The following is an 18,104-nucleotide window of genomic DNA, read 5'->3' as shown; positions in this document are numbered from 1 at the left end:
ATCAACCGTAGCTCAGGCCGGCGGGCTTGGCGCCGGTGCCGGGCCAGTCGGCGACATCCTTGGGAAACAGGTAGCGCGGCACGAAGACCCAGTGGATCTGCGCTCCGGTGAACCCCGGGACAGCGACCATCACCCATCGACGACCGCGGACCACGTAGCGCCATCCGACCCGCTCTCCGAGGTAGTTCGAGACGCCTTCGTTGTCCTTCAGTCGCTGCACGATAGCCGGGTGCACTCGATCTTCCGGTCGGCACTGAAGCCGTGCAGAGTGCGGCGCCTTGGGGTTGGTGAAGACATTCGCGCAGAACGCCAGCGGCTGATCTGCCATCTGCGCCTTCAGTGCCGCATCGGTCGGCATCTTCAGGCGAATCGACGACGGGTTGCAGTACTGGTGGCCGTGGTATTGGCCCCAGTAGACCTTGCGCATCAGGCGAGCTGGCTCGTCGTGGTCGTCGCCGTCCCAGAAGCAGTTGACCCACACCGGCGGCTCGCCCTTCGGCACCGACCGCAGCTCTCCGTCCTCGGCTCCAGCGGTCGGACGTGCCCGACGCTGAATGTAGTTTCCGTATCGGTTGATCTGCGTCTCCGGCTTGCTGGAGCACGGCGCACTGGAGTTCGCGACGCCCGCGCCGGCCAGATTGCCGCGTGCGAGCCACACGCACGCATCCGACGTGCCGTTGTGACCGAAGTAGTTCTTCGGGGTGCTGCCAGCCGGCACGTCCAGGTAGGTACGCCAGAACCGCGCCCGCTTGTCGAGCGTCGACGCAGCTGCGGTCCCGTTGTGCACGCGATCGAGCTGGGGACGCCACTGCATCCGCATGTTGCCGGTCGTGAACGACTGCGGGAAGTACCTGGTGGTCGTCCAGCACGGATCGTGCTCGCAGGACACGCTGTCCGACGTCACCCAGTAGCGCAGCGCCGGATTGGTGGCCCGGCCGGCCGCGCCGTCGTCGAAGATATCGTCGCGCTCCAGATCGATATCTGGGTCGTCCTCGCTGTCGAACGCCGGGGCGTCGTTCAGCACCTCGCACTCCAGCGCCGGCCCCGGAGCGTTGCGCTCGTCGCAGGTATCGGTCTCGTCCGGATCGAACGTCACCGTGCCGCTCGTCACCGGCCCGACGTTGCCCACCGCATCTGCGGTTCGCAATTCCACCTCGACGGTCGCCGGCGTGCCCGCCGGCAGGCCGTGGGTCAGCTCGTTGGTCTCCGTCCAGTCGCTCCACGCACCACCCGGCGCACGGGTCCGGATCAACGTCGTCGTCTCACCCGACGGATCGGAGCCGTCCGCCAACGGGGGGTCGACCCCCGGCTCCCACGTGATCTCCGCTTCACCGTTGGCGAATCGTCCACCTACGACCGACGAAAGCCCCGGCGACGTCGGCGGCGTCTTGTCGACGTTCACGGTCCACGAATCGGACCGGCTGACGTTGCCGACGAGGTCGGTGGTCACGATGCGCAACTGGTGTGCGCCTTCGGCCAACGGGCCGGTATCGACGTCTAGCGTCTCGCTGGCCGTGACCGGGCACGCAAGCGCGGTGCAGGACACGTTGGTGGTCGCGACGATGCCGTGGCCGACGTCCTCGAGCTGCAGGCTCCTGATGCCCGACAGGCGGGTCCCGTTGGCCATGTCGGGGTCGACGGCCGACGCGGTCAGGGTCTTGGTGCCCTGCCCGTTGATGTATCCGTCGTGCGCGTCGAACAGCTCACCCGAAGCAGCGACCTCTACCGGCGCGGTCTTGTCGACGGTGACCTCCCACGCCGCGCTGTTGCCGCGGTTCTGCTCGTCGTCGCGCGCGGCACCCCGGATCGTCGTCGGACCCTCGGGTAGCGGCGAGAAGTCGATGTCCAGGGGGACGTCGTGGGTCTGCGGGCAGACGAGGTCGAACGGGGTGGTCGTGCACGGCACGTCCTTGCCAGCCAGCTCGTGTTCGGGGACGAGCGTCAGCCAGAGACGCCGCAGACCGGCGCCGTCGGGCTGGGTGGCCGCGACCGTGACGGGATAGGTGCGGTTCGGGCCGACGTAGCCACCCGCCAGATCACGCAGCTCCGCGGACGCGGTCACCGACGGCATCTCGTCCGGGTTGTACTGCCGGGTCACGCGCCAGTCGTCGTCGTAGGCGTAGGTGCGCCGCACGCCGTCAGGCGCGATCGCATCGGACTTGTACGTCCGGCGGGTGTAGACGAAGCTCGTCGTCTGCGGGAAGCCGCCGGGAAGCGTGGTGCTGATCGAGCGGACGCGGCCGGAGGCGGCGACGTCGAGCTCGACGGTCGTGCCGCCGGGTTCGGTGATCTTGTCCAGCAGGCCGTCGCTGTCGTAGTGGTAGCTGGTGATCTGGCCGCTGGGGCTCTCGTAGGCGGTCAGTCGGCCTGCGGCGTAGCGGTAGTAGTGGTGGCCGGAGGACGGGTCGTCCATCTCGCGGACGAGGCTGTCGCCGGTGTAGGAGACGTTCACCCGGCGGCCGGAGCTGGTGCCGTAGCTGGAGAGGACGGTGCGGCCGGCGGCGCTGGTGCCCTGGACCGTGAAGTCGCGCGCAACTGCGTCCTTGGTCCAGGTCAGCGTGCCGGAGTTGTCGAATCCGAACTCGTCGCCTTGCGAGGTACGCACCAGCGTCCACCCGTTGGGCGTCTTGGTCAGCGATCCGTCGAACCCGTCGGGCGGGTCGTAGCTGCCGTTGGCCTGGCGGGCGAACCTGATCCGGTAGCCCGACGGTCCGGTGACGGTCACGTCCTGGTTGCTCTCGACCGTCAGGCCCGTCGCGGGGCCGACGTCGTAGGCCCAGCGGGGACTGAGGATCGAGAACGTGTCCGGGGCGAGGCTGTTGTAGGCCCGGTCGACCACGACGTGGTAGTTCAGAAGCGAATCGGCGAGGTCGCGGGTGCGAACCAGGGCGTTGCCGGACGCGACGTTGATCTGGGTCCCGCCGATCGTCGCGGATGGTCGGAAGGTGAAGAACCCGGAATCGCCGGTACCGGGGTTGTTCGCCGCCGACGCCACTCCGCCACCGAAGGCCAGGAGGCCTGCCGCGGCGAGTGCGAGGGCGGATGTGGCCCGTTGGGGAACGGACATGGGACGAGGTCGGCGGCCGCACACGCGTGGCCGACCGGGAGACGCATTCATGTCCGGCACGGTACGTGGTAGACGTGGACGTATAGCGCGGGCTGGGCTGAAATGGACGAACGCCCCAGGGTCGGGCGCGCTTCTTTAGGCGAGCGTGGCGCCGGGCCGCTCGCGTATACCTGCGTCGCGCCTACCTTCTAGCCGGCGCTCCCGCCCCCTCAGCCCTTCAGGAGCCGCTTCTGGGCCGCCAGCAGCACCCGGCCGTAGCGCGATGGGATCGCCCGGACGACGGCGTCCATCGCCTTCGCGTCGTTGCCGACGAGGACCCGGACCCGGTTCGCCTCGACGCCGCGGATGATGATCCGGGCCGCCTCGGCGGGGTCCATCTTCAGGAGCTTCTCGCGGTAGAGCCGGTCGCGGGCCTCGTCGGCGGCGGTGACCTCGGCGCCGCTGTCGCGGGCGTGCTGGAGCGCGGCGGAGCTGATGTTGGTCTTGATCCCGCCCGGGTGCACCGACGTGACGCCGACCGGGTGGCCGCCCTGCTGCATCTCCATCCGCAGGCACTCGGTGAACCCGCGGACCGCGTACTTCGACGCGCAGTAGTGGCTCATCTCGGGCTGGGCCATGATCCCGTTGAGCGACGAGAGGTTGACGACGTGGCCGTCGCCGGAGGCGATCAGGTGCGGCAGGAACGCCTGGGTCCCGTGGATCACGCCGGCCAGGTTGATGCTGAGGACCCGCTCGTAGTCGGACCACTCCGACTCGAGCACCGAGCGGGAGAACGCGACGCCGGCGTTGTTGTAGATCTGGTGGACGCGGCCGAAGTGCTGGGCGACCTCCGCCGCCCAGGCGAAGAAGGCCTCGCGGTCGGCGACGTCGAGGGTCGAGACCAGGACCTCGGGAGCGCCCGCCTTCCGGGCCGCGGTCGCGGTCTCCTCGAGCCCCGCCGCGTTGACGTCGGAGATCGCCAGCCGCGCGCCGCGCGTGGCCAGCTCGACCGCGAGCGCGCGGCCGATGCCGGAGCCCGCGCCGGTGACCGCGCAGACCTTGCCGTCGACCTTGCTCACGCGGCGACCTCCTGGCCGGTGCGCACGGTGGTGGCGCCGGTCGCGCCCGCAGCCGCACGCGAGAACCGCAGGAAGCCGTCGTCGACCGTGTCCGCCTTGCGCAGGTGCTTCTCGTCCTCGCGGTAGCTCATCGCCAGCTGCCACGGGGCAGACTGGCCCTGCTTGGGCATCTGGTCCAGCGACCGCAGCACGTACCCGGCCTTGAAGTCCAGCAACGGCCGGGTCTCCATCGCCGGGTCGTCGTTGACCGGGACGGCGGTGTCGAACCCGTGCTCGTCCATGTGCGCCAGAACCCGGTTTAGGTACCGGCAGACGAGGTCGATCTTGAGCGTCCACGACGAGTTCGTGTAGCCGATCGCGAACGAGAAGTTCGGCACGCCCGAGCCCATGAAGCCCTTGTAGGCGAGCGTCTGCGGCACGTCGACGGGCACGCCGTCGACGTCGAGCGTCATGTCGCCGAACAGCAGCAGGTTGAGGCCGGTCGCGGTCACGATCACGTCTGCCGGAATCTCTTTGCCCGACGTCGTCAGGATCCCGTTCTCGGTGAAGCGCTCGATCCCGTCGGTGACGATCTCGGCGGTGCGCTGGCGGAACGCCCGGAAGAGGTCGCCCTTGGGGACGGCGCAGAGCCGCTGATCCCACGGCTCGTACTTCGGGTTGAAGTGGACGTCGACGTCGACGTGATCGGGCAGGTGCTTGGCGTTGACGCCGCGGATCAACTTCCGGGCCAGCCCGGGGAAGCGCTGGCAGAACGCGTAGAGCAACCGCTGCTGCTGGATGTTCTTCCGGCGCGTGAGCCGGTGCCCGCGCTGGTCGCCGAACCACTTGCGGAGCCGGTCGCCGATCGGGTCCGTCTCCGGCAGCGGCAGCACGTAGGAGGGCGAGCGCTGCAGCATCGTCACCTGGGCGCCCTGCTCAGCGAGCGCGGGGATGAGGGTGACGGCGGTCGCGCCGGAGCCGATCACGACGATCCGCTTGCCGGCCGGCGCGAAGTCCTCGGGCCAGAACTGCGGGTGGACGATCTGCCCGGCGAACTCCTCGGAGCCGGGGAACGTCGGCGAGAAGCCTTCGTCGTAGCGGTAGTAGCCCGAGGCGCAGAAGAACCACGAGCAGGTCAGCTCGCGCTCCTCGCCGGCGTGCCGGACGCGGACCGTCCAGCGGGCGTCGGCGGTCGAGAACGAGGCGCCGAGGACCCGGTGGTCGTAGCGGATGTGCCGATCGACGCCGGTCTCGGAGGCGGCTTCGCGGAGGTAGGCGAGGATGTCCGCGCCGTCGGCGATCGCCTTCGCGCCCGTCCACGGCTTGAAGTCGTAGGCGAAGGTCGAGAGGTCGGAGTCCGAGCGGATCCCCGGGTAGCGGAAGAGGTCCCAGGTGCCGCCGCTGGCCTCGCGACCCTCCAGGATCGCGAACGAGCGCCCGGGGTGACCCGCCTGGAGGTGCCGGGCGGCACCGATGCCGGAGAGGCCCGCGCCGACGATCAGGACGTCGACGTGCTCGGTGGCGGTCTCGTGATCTGCGGGGCTGGCGGTCGCGGCAAGCATGGGCGTGGTTGCAGCATGACCGGGTCGGACTCCGATTGCCCGAGGCAGATGCCCAACGTTCGTCGCCCCGAGGTGCACGATGCCCAACCGCCGGTAGGATCGGCGCGTGCCGCCGCGTTCGTCCTGGCCCCCGCCCAGCCCGCGGGCGGCCGCGCTGATCCGCCAGGCGTGCCAGGAGCTGCTGGCGGCGCCGGAGGCCGTCGTCGGGGAGGTCGACGCGGTCACCCTCGAGCACACCGACGCGGCCGTCACCGCCGACCCGTCGTTCGTCGAGGCGATCCGGCGCGCCAATCGCGCGAACCTCCTCCACTGGGCCGAGGCCAACGTCCGCGACCCGGGGGCGCCGGTCGCGCCCAACCTCGGGCCCGAGGTCGTCAACGTCGCCCGTGACCTCGTCCGCCGGGGGCTCGACGCGAACACGGTCGACGCGTACCGGACGGGGCAGAACACGGCCTGGCGGCTGTGGATGACGCTGGTCTTCACGCTGACCTCCGACCCCGAGGAGCTGAGCGAGCTGCTCGACGTCACGGCGCGGTCGATCTTCGCGTTCGTCGACGAGACGATCGCCGGCATCAACAGCCAGATCAGCCGCGAGCGCGACCGCCTCACCCGCGGCACCCACGCCGAGCGGCTCGAGGTCGTGACGCTGCTGCTCGAGGGCGCGCCGATCGGCCAGGAGCGGGCCTCGAGCCGGCTCGGGTACGCGCTGGACCGCCCGCACACCGCCGCGGTCGTCTTCAGCGACAGCGCCCAGCCGGACCAGGCGGTCCTCGCCCGCGGCGCCGAGCTGCTCGCGCGGGCCGCCGGCGTGCGGGCGCCGTTCACGGTCACCGCGAGCGTCTCGTCGCTGTGGGTCTGGGTGCCCGGCGCCGCGGGCCCGGACGTGCAGGCGCTCCGCCAGGGGCTCGACGAGCTCCCCGACACGCGGATCGCCGTCGGCACGACCGAGGTCGGGATGGCGGGCTTCCGGCTCAGCCACCTCGATGCACTCACCACCCAGCGGCTCCTGCACCGCACCCCCGACCGCGTGCGCCTGGCGACCTACGACGAGGTCCAGGTCGTCGACCTGGCGAGCCGGGACGAGGAGCGCGCCCGCGAGTTCGCCGATCGCACGCTCGGGGCGCTCGCCGACGCGCCCGCCGACCTGCGCGAGACCGTTCGCACCTATGTCCGCGAGGGCTTCAGCGCCAGCCGTACGGCGGAGCAGCTCTTCACCCACCGCAACACGATCCTCAACCGCCTGGGGCGCGCCGAGGAGCTGATGCCCGCCCCGTTGCACGGGCGCACGGTCCAGGTCGCCGTCGCGCTCGAGATCGTGCGCTGGCTCGGGACGCGCTGACGCCGGAATCGCCGATCGGGCCGCCCGGCTGGATGACATCTCATCCCCCCCGGGTGATGCCGCGACGGCGATCGGGCGATGGAATGCAACGCATGACTCGCCGCACCACCTCCCGAGAGGTAGCTCCGCCCCCCAGGCGGGTGTCGTACCTCGCGCTGCTCGTCGCGGGCCTGCTGCTGCTCTCCGCTACCGCGGTCGGATGCGGTGAGTCGGACGCGGACAAGGCGCAGACGCAGGTCTGCGACGCCATCGCCGACCTGAAGAAGCAGGTCGACGACCTGACCGGGCTCACGTCTACGACGGTGACGGTCGACGGCGTGAAGTCCGACCTGAACGCCATCAAGGACGATCTCAACCAGATCAAGGACGCCCAGGGCAACCTCAGCGGCGACCGCAAGCAGGAGGTCGAGTCGGCCAACCAGCAGTTCGCTTCAGAAGTCCAAGCGGTCGCGGCCGGCCTCGGTTCGGATCTGTCGCTTGCTGACGCGAAGTCCAAGCTGGAGGCCGCCATCCGACAGTTGGCGAGCTCCTACGAACAGACCTTCGCGCAGATCGACTGCGAGACCTAGGCCGGGGGACCAGCGCATGGCCGCAGGCAAGAAGCACGCCATCGTGGAGCATCCCGCCTTGGCAGAGCGCGTGGCGCTCGGGCACGCCGCTCGCGAACAGACGCCGCGGGGTGCCCACGGCAGCTGGAGCCCCCCGGTCGATCGGCCGAGCCCGATCGACCTGTTGGAGCGACAGGCCGCCTCACGCGTGCCGGAGCTCGTTCCGATCCGCTACGGCCGGATGCTCGTCTCGGCCTTCACGTTCTACCGCGGAGCCGCCTATCTGATGGCGTCGGACCTGGCCGGCGTGCCGCGAACCACCCTGCACACCCAGCTCTGCGGCGATGCCCATCTCTCGAACTTCGGCGCCTACGCTGCCCCGGATCGGACCCTCGTCTTCGACATCAACGACTTCGACGAGACCTTGCCGGGGCCGTTCGAGTGGGACGTCAAGCGCCTGGTCACCAGCTTCGCCGTGGCAGGACGGGACCGGGGCCTCTCCCTCTCCCAGCGCGCGGTGATCAACGTGACCGCGGCGCGTGCCTACCGCGAGGCGATGCACCGCTACGCGACGATGGGCGATCTCGACCTCTGGTACCACCGCACATCGGTCGACCAACTGGTCGAGCAGTTCGCGGCAGCGGCGTCGCCGAAGCAGATGCGGCGCCTCGAGAAGAACCTCGCGCAGGCGCGCTCGAAGGACCGCATTCGTGCCTTCGGCAAGCTGACCGAGGTCGTCGACGGAGAGCCACGGATCCGCAGCCATCCGCCGGTCGTCGTGGCGACCCGCGATCTGTTCAAGCCCGAGCAGCATGCTGCGCTCGACGAGGCGATCCACGCGATGCTGCAGGAATATCGCGGCACCCTTGCGGATGACCGGCGACGGCTGCTCGAGCGCTACCGCTACGTCGACTCCGCCCGCAAGGTCGTCGGCGTCGGCAGCGTCGGCACGCGCGCCTGGATCGCGCTGCTGATCGGTCGTCGTGGCCCCGACGACCCGCTCTTCCTCCAGCTCAAGGAGGCAGAGGCCTCGGTTCTCGAGCCGTTCCTCGAGCCGAGCGAGTTCGCCAACCACGGACAGCGGGTCGTCGAGGGGCAGCGTCTGACGCAGGCCGCCAACGACATCCTGCTCGGCTGGCTGCGTACCTCCGGCCCGGACGGGCAGGACCGCCACTACTACGTGCGCCAGCTGTGGGATGAGAAGGGATCGGCGCTCGTCGAGCTGATGAACGCGACGGCACTCGGAGAGTACGCCCGGGTCTGCGGCCAGGCGCTCGCCCGTGCGCACGCGAGAGCGGGGGACCCGGTTCCGATCGCCAGCTACCTGGGTCGCGGAGATCGCTTCGACCGCGCACTGGCCGAGTTCGCCGAGGCCTATGCCGACCAGAACGAGAGGGACTACTCGGCCGTGCGCGAGGCGGTCGACGCCGGAGCGATCACCGCCGAGACCGGCGTATGAGTCCTCGGGATCAGCCCCTCTGCGTGAGATCTAACCCCGCAAGGGTGATGCGCGAACCGCGAGCGGACGGTGGAATGACGTTCATGAACCGCCAAGGCCATCAGTCGATAGGAGCTGGTTGAGATGGAGGTACGAGGAGCAGGCCGCGTGGCGTTCGCGGCGATCTTGCTGATGATCGCGGGGGTGCTGAACGTGATCTACGGGATCGCCGCGATCTCAGACGCACATTTCTTCACCGACGCTGGCAGCCACTTCGTCTTCTCCGACCTCAACACCTGGGGTTGGATCATCACGATCCTCGGCGTCATCGAGCTGACCGGTGGCCTCTCGCTGTTGAGCGGCAACGCCTACGGCCGCGTCATCGGCATCGTCGCCGCTTCCTTGGGGGCGATCGGCGCGATCCTCTCTGTCGCCGGCGCCTACCCGTTCTGGTCGCTTGCGGTCTTCGCCCTCTGCGTGATCGTCCTACACGGCCTGATCGTCTACGGCGAGCCGGTCGAGCGCGCCTGACGGGGCGCGCCGAGTCAACCATCCAAGAGGAGAACCGATGCTTCCGCTTGCCGCCGAGTACCCGCTGCTGAACATCATCTGGACGATGCTCGTCTTCTTTGGCTTCGTCCTGTGGATGTTGCTGATGATCCGTGCCTTCGTCGATCTCTTCGGCCGCGACGATGTCTCCGGCTGGGGCAAGGCCGGCTGGTCGCTGTTGATGCTGTTCCTGCCGTTGCTCGGGGTCTTCATCTACCTGGTCTCGCAGGGGCGGGGCATGGCCGAACGCCAGGCCGCAGCTGCCAAACGCGCAGAAGCCGACTTCAAGGACTACGTCAGCAGCGTCGCCGGTGAGGGTGCCGCCTCGGAGATCGCCAAGGCCAAGGAACTGCTCGACAGCGGCGCGATCGACGCCGCCGAGTACGACCGCCTCAAGGCGCGGGCGCTGGGGTGAACGGGCCGGCGCGTTGCCGTCGTCCCGACGCGAAGAGGATCGTTCCTCGGCAGCTTCAGGCTGCTGCCCCGCACCCGCCGTCACCCCGCCGCTTGTAGGTCTCCGGGCCCCGGTGTACATTCGCGCCGTGCCGACTTGGCCCCAGCGACCGGCCTCCGCGTTGGTCGCTCCGGTCACGTCCTTCGGCCGCCTCGACCGCGGGGCCGTGCTCGACGCCGACCTCTACGAGGTCGCGACGGCTGTCCCGCGCAGCCACGCGCCGGATCACCGCGATCCGTCGTCCGCCACCGTTCCCGTCCGCACCAGGCCACGCGTCCGCGACAGGCTCGTGGACGACCAGGAGAGACCACGATGAGCCCCAGCGTTCCCCCGTCCGATCCCGGCAACGCGTCGCCTGACCCGCGGTCCGGCTCTGGCACCCCGCCCTCCGGACCGCCGCGGCCGACGCCTCCCGGTGGCGGTGCCTCCGGCCCGCGGACGCCGCGACCCCCGGCGGGCGCGCCCGAGCCCGCCACGGAGCAGTACACGGCGGTCTCCGGCGCCGCGCCCGGTGGCCAAGGCGGCCAGCCGGGTCAGCCCGGCCCAGGCGGCCCGCCGTCGGGACAGCCGGGCCAGGGCGGACAGCCGCCGTACTCCGGTCAGCCGGGGCAGCCCGGCCAGGGTGGCCCGCCCTACGGTCCCGCCAACCCGGAGCTGGCTGCGCTCGAGGCCGAGAGCAAGCGGCGGTTCACCTGGCTGGCGGTCGCGGCCGGGCTCGGGCTGCTGATCGCGATCGTCGCCCTGGTCCTGGCCATCAGCGCCGGCAACCAGAGCACCGACGACGACAAGATCGCCGAGGCCGTCAGGCGCGAGTCGAGCAACACGGCCGAGCAGATCGAGAAGCAGATCCGGGACGAGACGGAGCAGGCCAACCAGGTCCTGGACGACCTGCGCTCCAGCACCAAGGCGGCCAAGGAGACCAGCGCCAACGCCAGTGAGGAGGCGAAGGCGAACAAGAGCGCGATCAGCGAGAACGCCAGCGACATCGCCAAGCTCCAGGCCTCGCTCGACAGCCTAGAGAGCAAGGTCGACGGGCTGCCGGACGGCGTCTCCGGCCTCGAGGCCCTCTCGACCTCGGTCGATGACCTCGGCAACCAGGTCGATCAGCTCGCGCAGGACGTCAAGACGCTCGAGGACGCCTCGGCGACGAGCGGGGGCGACGGCACCCCCTGATCCTCAGGCCGCCGCCGCGACCTCGTCCAGCAGCTTGCGGATCCGCTTGCTTGAGATCGGCTTGCCGCTGCCCGCGGGGCCGGTCGTCTTCTTGGCGCCGAGACCCTGGGCGAACTGGGCGACGCGCAGCTCCTCGATCATCCAGGGGACCTCGCGCAGGGCGTCGGGACGGGGGCGGCCCTTCGGCCACGCCTCCGCCCGCCGCTGGTACTGCCGCTCCAGCTCGTGGATCGCGTTGGTCCGGTCGGCGTCGGCGGCCTGGGCGTCGGGCAGCCGGTCGAGGCGGTGGGCGGCGGCCCGCAGGTAGCGGACGATGTCGGGCAGGCGACGGGCGCCGGCCGCGGTCACGAAGCCGGGGAAGACCAGCCGCCGCAGCTGCGCGGTCACGTCGCGCTGGGCGATGTCGAAGGCCGAACCGGGCTTGGTCGGGCGGGCCGCCATCGCCTCCAGCCGCGAGCGGACCTCGCGCTCGGCCTCGAGGATCAGCACGACCTGGCCGAGGACCTTGACCGTCGCCGTCGCCAGGTGCCCGGCGACGTGGTCGCGCAGGCGCTTGAAGCCGGCCTCGTCCCAGGCCGGTCCGCCGGCCGAGGCGGTCAGCCCGTCGACGGTCGCCCGGATCGCGTCGTCGATCACCGCGTCGAGGTTGCCGTGGGGCGCGGTCGCGAGGGTCAGCTGCGCGGCCATGTCGAGCTGGCCGCGCACGTACCGCCCCGGAGACGGGATCGTGAGCAGCAGCAGCTTGCGGGTGCCGGCCCGCATTGCCTCGGCCTGCAGCTCGGCGCTGTCGAAGCCGCGGACGCCGACCGTCTTGCCCTCGTCGACCAGCGCGGGGTAGACCCGCACGCCGGAGCCGCCGTCGGTCGTGCCGCCGAGGCCGACCGAGCGCGGCAGGGTCCCGAGCGTCCAGGCGCTCAGCCCGTGCCGCTCGAGGTCGGGAACGGCCGCGGTCAGCGCCTCGCGGAGCTTCGGCCGCAGCTGCTCGCGGAGCGCGTCGAGGTCGTGGCCGCCGGCCAGCTCGTTGCCGTTCTCGTCCTCGATCCGAAAGGTCATCCGGAGGTGCCCGGGCAGCTGGTCGAGCCGCAGCATCGCGGGGGAGACCTGGACGCCCGGCAGCTCGTTCAGCTCCCGCGCCAACGCGACCGGTAGCGGCGCCGAGCGCGGGGTCATCCGGGTCAGCAGCCGCTCGACGGTGTCGGGGACCGGCACCAGCTCGCGGCGGATCTCCTTCGGCAGCCCGCGGACGAGCGCGGTCACCAGCTCGCGGCGGAGCCCGGGGACCAGCCACTCGAAGCCGACCGACTTGACCTGCGGCAGGATCGTCAGCGGGACGTGGACCGTCACCCCGTCGTGGTCGGTGCCCGGCTCGAAGCGGTAGCTGAGCTTGAGGACGACGTCGCCCTGCTTCCACGCCTCCGGACGCTCGCGGACGTCGACCGCGTCGACCGCGCGCTCGCTGATCAGCAGCTCGCGGGGGAAGGTCAGCAGGTCCGGGGTCTTCTCCCGCTGGCGCTTCCACCAGCGGTCGAAGTGCGCGCCGGAGACGACCTCGGCGGGGATCCGCTCCTCGTAGAAGGCGAAGATCTCGTCGTCCTCGACGAGGATGTCGCGGCGGCGGGCGCGCTCCTCCATCGCCTCGACCTCCTCGACCAGCGCCCTGTTGTCCTCCAGGAACCGGTGGCGGCCGTCCCAGTCGCCCTCGACCAGCGCGTGCTGGATGAACAGCTCGCGGGAGACGATCGGGTCGAGCCGGCCGTAGGCGACGGTGCGGCCGGCGACGATCGGCAGGCCGTAGAGCAGCGCCCGCTCGTCGGCGACGGCGGACGCCCGCTTCTTGCTCCAGCGCGGCTCGGCGTAGGTCCGCTTGAGCAGGTGCTCGGCCAGCGGCTCGACCCACTCCGGGTTGATCCGCGCGGCCGTCCGGCCCCACAGGCGCGAGGTCTCGACGAGCTCGGCGACCATCACCCAGGTCGGCGGGTTCTTGGCCAGGGTCGAGCCCGGGAAGATCTGGAAGCGACCGCCGCGGGCGCCGAGGAACTCCGGCCGACCGGCCCGCTGGGGGCGGCCCTTGGCGCGGATCCGACCCTGCTGGTCCTTCTTCTGGGTCTCGTCCTTCAGCCCCAGGTGCGAGAGCAGCCCGGAGAGCAGCGCGATGTGGATCTGCTGCTCGGCGCGGGGGGTGTCGGACGAGCGGCCGGCGAGCGGTGCGACCGGGGCGCTCGCCGTCTCGGACGAGGCGCGGGCGGGCTGAGCCGCGGCGGCTGCGGGCTTCTTGCCGCCGCGACGACGCCGCTTCGAGGGCGCGCCGACGTGCGGGACCGCGGCCGCTGCGGGCTTGGCCCCGGCGGCGGCCTGCTCGGCGTCCGCGGCCTCGGCGGCGACAGCGGCGGCCGCAGCGGAAGTGGCGGTGCGACCGGAGCCCGAACCGGGGCCGGTGTCGGGGCCGGAGCCGGTAGCCGCGTCGGGGCCGGAAGCAGACCCGGGCCGTCCGGCGGCGCCGTCACCGATCGCGGGTCCGATCCCCCGTAGGCCGCCGTCGCGCGGCACCGTGATCCCGACCTGCTTGGCCGCCTGGCGCAGCTGGGCGACGAGGTCCTGCCACTCGCGGATCCGCAGGTAGTGGAGGAACTCGTTGTGGCAGCGCTTGCGGAACTGGCTGCCGGACAGCTCGCGCTGCTGCTGGCGGAGGTAGTCCCAGAGGTTCAGGTAGCCGAGGAAGTCCGACTGCTCGTGCTTGAAGCGGGCGTGCGACTGCTCGGCCGCCTGCTGCTTGTCGGTCGGCCGCTCGCGCGGGTCCTGGATCGAGAGCGCCGCCGCGATCACGACGACCTCCTCGGTCACGCCGAGCCGATCGGCCTCCAGCACCATCCGGCCCATCCGCGGGTCGACCGGCAGCTGCGCGAGCTTGCGGCCGATCGGGGTCAGCTGGGTCGTCGCCTCGCCGGCCGGGGCCTTGGCCGCGCGGCGCTCGACGGTCGGATCGTCATCGTCGCCCGCACCGGCACCCGCCGCCGGTCGTCCGTCGGAGCCCTCGGCCAGCGCGCCGAGCTCGTGCAGCAGCATCAGGCCGTCGCGGATCTGGGCGCGGTCCGGCGGCTCGAGGAACGGGAAGTCGCGGATCTCGCCGAGGCCGAGCGAGGCCATCTGGAGGATCACCGAGGCGAGGTTCGTCCGCAGGATCTCCGGGTCGGTGTACTCGGGCCGCTCCTCGAAGTCCTCCTCGGTGTAGAGGCGGATGCAGATGCCGTCGGAGGTCCGCCCGCAGCGGCCCTTGCGCTGGTTGGCCGACGCCTGCGAGACCCGCTCGATCGGCAGCCGCTGGACCTTCAGCCGCGAGCTGTAGCGGCTGATCCGGGCGCTGCCCGGGTCGATCACGTACTTGATCCCGGGGACGGTCAGCGACGTCTCGGCGACGTTGGTCGCGAGCACGACGCGGCGGAGGCTGCTCGACCCGCGCCGGAAGACCCGCTGCTGCTCGGTGGTCGCCAGGCGCGCGTAGAGCGGCAGGATCTCGACGCCTTGGGTCCGGCGTCCGCCCCCGGAGCCGAAGCGGCCGTTGAGGGCCTCGGCGGTGTCGCGGATCTCGCGCTCGCCGCTGAGGAAGACGAGCACGTCGCCGGGGCCGCTGCCCTGCGATTCGCGCATCAGCTCCTCGACGGCGTCGCCGATCGCGTCGACCTGGTCACGGTCGGGATCGGGGTTCGGGTCGTCCGGATCCTGGACCGGGCGGTACCGCACCTCGACCGGGAACGTGCGCCCGGAGACCTCGATGATCGGGGCGTCGTCGAAGTGCTCGCTGAAGCGCTCGGGATCGATCGTCGCCGAGGTGATGATCACCTTCAGGTCCGGCCGCTGGGGCAGGATCTGCTTGATGCAGCCGAGCAGGAAGTCGATGTTCAGCGACCGCTCGTGCGCCTCGTCGATGATGATCGTGTCGTAGCGGCGGAGCAGCCGGTCGCGTTGGATCTCGGCCAGCAGCAGGCCGTCGGTCAGCAACCGCACCAGCGTGTCGTCGCTGGAGTGGTCGTTGAACCGGACGCTGTAGCCGACGGCGTCGCCGAGCGGGACGTTCAGCTCCTCCGCGATCCGCTCCGCGACGGTGCGGGCGGCGATCCGGCGCGGCTGGGTGTGGGCGATCTGGCCGCGGATCCCGCGTCCGAGCTCGAGGCAGATCTTCGGCAGCTGGGTGGTCTTGCCGGATCCGGTCTCGCCGGCGACGACGACGACCTGGTGGTCGCGGATCGCGGCGAGCAGGTCGTCCTTGCGCTGGGAGACCGGCAGCTGCTCGGGGTAGTTGACGGCGGGGACGAGACCCCGGCGGCGGGTCAGCTTCTCCTCGGCGGCGGTCAGCTCGGTCAGCAGCCGCTGGAGGTCGCGGGCGCGGATCTCCGGGTCGTCCTGGTGGCGGAGGCGGTCGTACTTGCGCGCGAGCCGGTGCTCGTCGCGGGGGCCGAGCTCGCGGAGACGGGGGCGGAGGTCCTCGGGCCGTCCGGCGGAGGAGCGGCGACGGCGGCGGCGCGCGCTCGCCGGAGCGGCCTCGGGAGCCGGATCGGCGTCGGCAACCGGATCGGCGTCGGCAACCGGATCGGCGTCGGCAACCGGATCGGCGTCGGTGGTCGGATCGGCCTCGGGAGCCGGGTCGGCGTCGGTGGCCGGGTCGGCGTCGGTGGTCGGATCGGCGTCGGTGGTCGCCGCGGGAACGGCAGGCTCGTCGGGCGTCGTCGGCGCGGCGTCCTCGACGACCAGCTCGGACGGGGACGCGGGGCCTGCGGGTTCCACGCCCGACGGCGGGGAGTCGGGGACTGCAGGCATCCGATCCAGGATAGGTCGCCGCGGGGCCTCGATGCGTCGCGGGGCAACGGCCGCTGGGCCGTCCCGGGCCTCGATCTCCGACCGTGCCGATCGGTGGGTTCGCCCTGCTGGGAGGGACAATCCTTTCGCCAACCGGCCCCTGACGACGATACGGTCCCTGGTGTGACCGACGCAACGACAAGCGCAACGCCGGCCGAAAGCCCGCTGGTCGTCGGGACCCACTCGGGGTCATTCCACGCGGACGAGGTCTTCGCCCTAGCCACGCTGCGGCTCGCCCGTGGTCCGCTGGAGGTGATCCGCAGCCGCGACCCGAAGGTGCTGGCGCGCTGCGCGTTGCGGGTCGACGTCGGTCGTCAACACGACCCGGCCACGGGCGACTACGACCACCACCAGGGTGACGTCGGCGAGCGGCCGAACGGGATCCGGTTCGCGTCGTTCGGGCTCGTCTGGCAGGAGGTCGGTGTCGCGCTCGCCGGCAGCCCCGAGATCGCGCACCAGCTCGACACGCTGATCGTGGCGCCGATCGACGCCGGCGACAACGGCCAGGAGCTCTACGACCCGAAGATCCCCGGGATCAGCCCGTACGCGGTCAGCGGCGTGATCGCGGCGATGAACCCGCCGTGGGACGTCGAGGACGGTCCGCGCGCCGAGCGCGAGGCCTTCGACCAGGCGATCGACCTCGCCGAGGCGGTGCTCCGGCGGGAGATCGCCTCCGCTCAGGCCCGCGCCCGCGCGGCCGACCTCGTCCGCTCCGCGATCACCGCCGCCACCGATCCGCGGTTGCTCGAGCTGGGCCGCGGGATGCCGTGGCGGAGCGTGGTCGTCAACGAGGCGCCCGACGTCCGCTTCGTGATCTCGCCGCGGACGTCCGACTGGAGCCTGCAGGCGGTCCCGGCCGCCTCGCACGGGTTCGCCAACCGCAAGTCGCTGCCGGCCTCGTGGGCCGGCCTCGAGGGGGAGCCGCTCCAGCAGGTGACCGGCGTCGCTGACGCGGTCTTCTGCCACGGCGCGCGCTTCATGGCGGTCGCCGGCTCCCGCGAAGGGGTCCTGGAGCTGGCGCGGCAGGCGCTGGCCGACGAGGACGGGCATCCGCCGGTCGGCGGCGGAACGGTCCCCGGTGGCTCGACGGTGACGCCCGACGTGGCCGCCGCGCCGCCCGGCGACATCAGCTCGTCGCCGTCGACCGTCTGACGATCCGTCGACGGGGCTTGCCGGAGGCGTCGTCGTCCGGCAGTCTCCCGACGATGTCCGCTCCCGCTTCCGCTGCCTCCGACGTCGGTCGACTGCTGGTCCGCTGCGCCGACGGTCCAGGGATCGTCGCCGCCGTCTCCGGTCTGCTCCACGAGTACGGGGCGAACATCGCGCAATCGGACCAGTACTCCACGAGCCTGGAGGGCGGGACCTTCCTGATGCGGGTGGTCTTCCACCTACCGCATCTCGAAGCGCGCCGGGCGGCCTTCGAGGACGACTTCCGCCAGCGGGTGGCGACTCCGCACGCGATGGCGTGGTCGCTGCACAACGCGGGGCGGGCCAAGCGCGCAGCGGTGCTGGTCTCGCGCGAGGACCACTGCCTGCTCGATCTGCTCTGGCGCTCGCGGCGGGGCGAGCTGGGCGTCGACATCGGGCTGGTTGCCTCCAACCATCCGGACCTCGGCGGCGACGTGGCCGGCTTCGGGATCCCCTACGAGCACGTCCCGGTCACCCCGACGACGAAGCCCGAGTCGGAGGCGCGCCTGCTCGAGCTGCTGCGCGGCCGGTTCGACGTGGTGATCCTCGCCCGCTACATGCAGATCCTGTCGGGCTCGTTCCTGGAGCAGCTGGGGATGCCGGTGATCAACATCCACCACTCGTTCCTGCCCGCGTTCGTCGGGGCCCAGCCCTACGCGCAGGCCCGGCGACGGGGGGTGAAGCTCGTCGGCGCGACCGCGCACTACGTGACCGAGGAGCTCGACGCGGGCCCGATCATCGAGCAGGATGTGGCCCGGGTCAGTCACCGCGACGACGTCGCCGCGCTGGAGGCGGTCGGCCGGGACATCGAGCGGACGGTGCTGGCGCGGGCGGTGACCTGGCACGGCGAGGACCGCGTGATCGTGCACGACGGGACGACGGTGGTGCTCTAGCCGGT

General features: G+C 71.4%; 12 protein-coding genes. 8 read left to right on the top strand and 4 right to left on the bottom strand.

The features are described 5' to 3' along the window. Nucleotide 1: 1 nt before the first annotated feature. The 3 genes from ACVUH9_RS05805 to ACVUH9_RS05795 form a co-directional block, all read right to left on the bottom strand. Nucleotides 2–2,413, bottom strand: a complete 2,412-nt coding sequence (locus ACVUH9_RS05805; protein ID WP_475754834.1) for an RHS repeat domain-containing protein — start codon at nt 2,411–2,413, stop codon at nt 2–4. Between the two features lie 863 nt (nt 2,414–3,276). After that, complete coding sequence (locus tag ACVUH9_RS05800) at nt 3,277–4,125, bottom strand: SDR family NAD(P)-dependent oxidoreductase (protein ID WP_475754832.1); 849 nt, start codon at nt 4,123–4,125, stop codon at nt 3,277–3,279. Then, nucleotides 4,122–5,666: a flavin-containing monooxygenase gene (locus tag ACVUH9_RS05795; RefSeq protein ID WP_475754830.1), complete on the bottom strand. Its 1,545-nt coding sequence runs from the start codon at nt 5,664–5,666 to the stop codon at nt 4,122–4,124. Before ACVUH9_RS05795 ends, ACVUH9_RS05800 begins: the two co-directional genes overlap by 4 nt. A 106-nt stretch (nt 5,667–5,772) precedes the next feature. Between ACVUH9_RS05795 and ACVUH9_RS05790 the strand changes: the two genes are divergently transcribed. From ACVUH9_RS05790 to ACVUH9_RS05765, 6 genes are all read left to right on the top strand, one after another. Continuing rightward, a complete protein-coding gene (locus ACVUH9_RS05790; RefSeq protein ID WP_475754828.1) occupies nt 5,773–7,005 on the top strand; it encodes a PucR family transcriptional regulator in 1,233 nt (410 codons plus the stop codon). A gap of 92 nt (nt 7,006–7,097) precedes the next feature. Continuing rightward, nucleotides 7,098–7,574 carry a hypothetical protein gene (locus ACVUH9_RS05785; RefSeq protein ID WP_475754826.1) on the top strand — a complete coding sequence of 159 codons (477 nt, stop codon included), beginning with the start codon at nt 7,098–7,100 and terminating at the stop codon, nt 7,572–7,574. Then, the gene (locus ACVUH9_RS05780) at nt 7,483–9,012 is read left to right on the top strand and encodes a DUF2252 domain-containing protein (RefSeq protein ID WP_475754824.1); all 1,530 of its coding nucleotides are present in this window, start codon (nt 7,483–7,485) and stop codon (nt 9,010–9,012) included. The genes ACVUH9_RS05785 and ACVUH9_RS05780 overlap by 92 nt, the downstream gene beginning before the upstream one ends. A 123-nt stretch (nt 9,013–9,135) precedes the next feature. Further along, nucleotides 9,136–9,522, top strand: coding sequence for a DUF7144 family membrane protein (locus tag ACVUH9_RS05775; RefSeq protein WP_475754822.1), 387 nt, complete (start codon nt 9,136–9,138; stop codon nt 9,520–9,522). 37 nt (nt 9,523–9,559) lie between these two features. Next, entirely contained in the window at nt 9,560–9,955 is a 396-nt protein-coding gene (locus tag ACVUH9_RS05770) for an SHOCT domain-containing protein (RefSeq protein ID WP_475754820.1), read from the top strand. Nucleotides 9,956–10,306: 351 nt separating this feature from the next. Continuing rightward, nucleotides 10,307–11,167 carry a hypothetical protein gene (locus ACVUH9_RS05765; RefSeq protein ID WP_475754818.1) on the top strand — a complete coding sequence of 287 codons (861 nt, stop codon included), beginning with the start codon at nt 10,307–10,309 and terminating at the stop codon, nt 11,165–11,167. Between the two features lie 3 nt (nt 11,168–11,170). Here ACVUH9_RS05765 and hrpA read toward each other — a convergent pair whose 3' ends face one another. After that, on the bottom strand, nt 11,171–15,979 hold the full coding sequence (gene hrpA, locus ACVUH9_RS05760; protein ID WP_475754816.1) for an ATP-dependent RNA helicase HrpA: 4,809 nt from the start codon (nt 15,977–15,979) through the stop codon (nt 11,171–11,173). A 162-nt stretch (nt 15,980–16,141) separates the two neighbouring features. Here hrpA and ACVUH9_RS05755 point away from each other — a divergent pair, with 162 nt between their 5' ends. Both ACVUH9_RS05755 and purU read left to right on the top strand, forming a co-directional pair. Further along, entirely contained in the window at nt 16,142–17,170 is a 1,029-nt protein-coding gene (locus tag ACVUH9_RS05755; protein ID WP_475754814.1) for an MYG1 family protein, read from the top strand. Between the two features lie 53 nt (nt 17,171–17,223). After that, a complete protein-coding gene (purU, locus tag ACVUH9_RS05750) occupies nt 17,224–18,099 on the top strand; it encodes a formyltetrahydrofolate deformylase (protein ID WP_475754812.1) in 876 nt (291 codons plus the stop codon). Nucleotides 18,100–18,104 lie beyond the last annotated feature (5 nt).

It is taken from the genome of Patulibacter ginsengiterrae (assembly GCF_056269115.1).
Note: the sequence above shows the minus strand (reverse complement) of the source record. Positions and strands in the feature narration are given on the sequence as shown.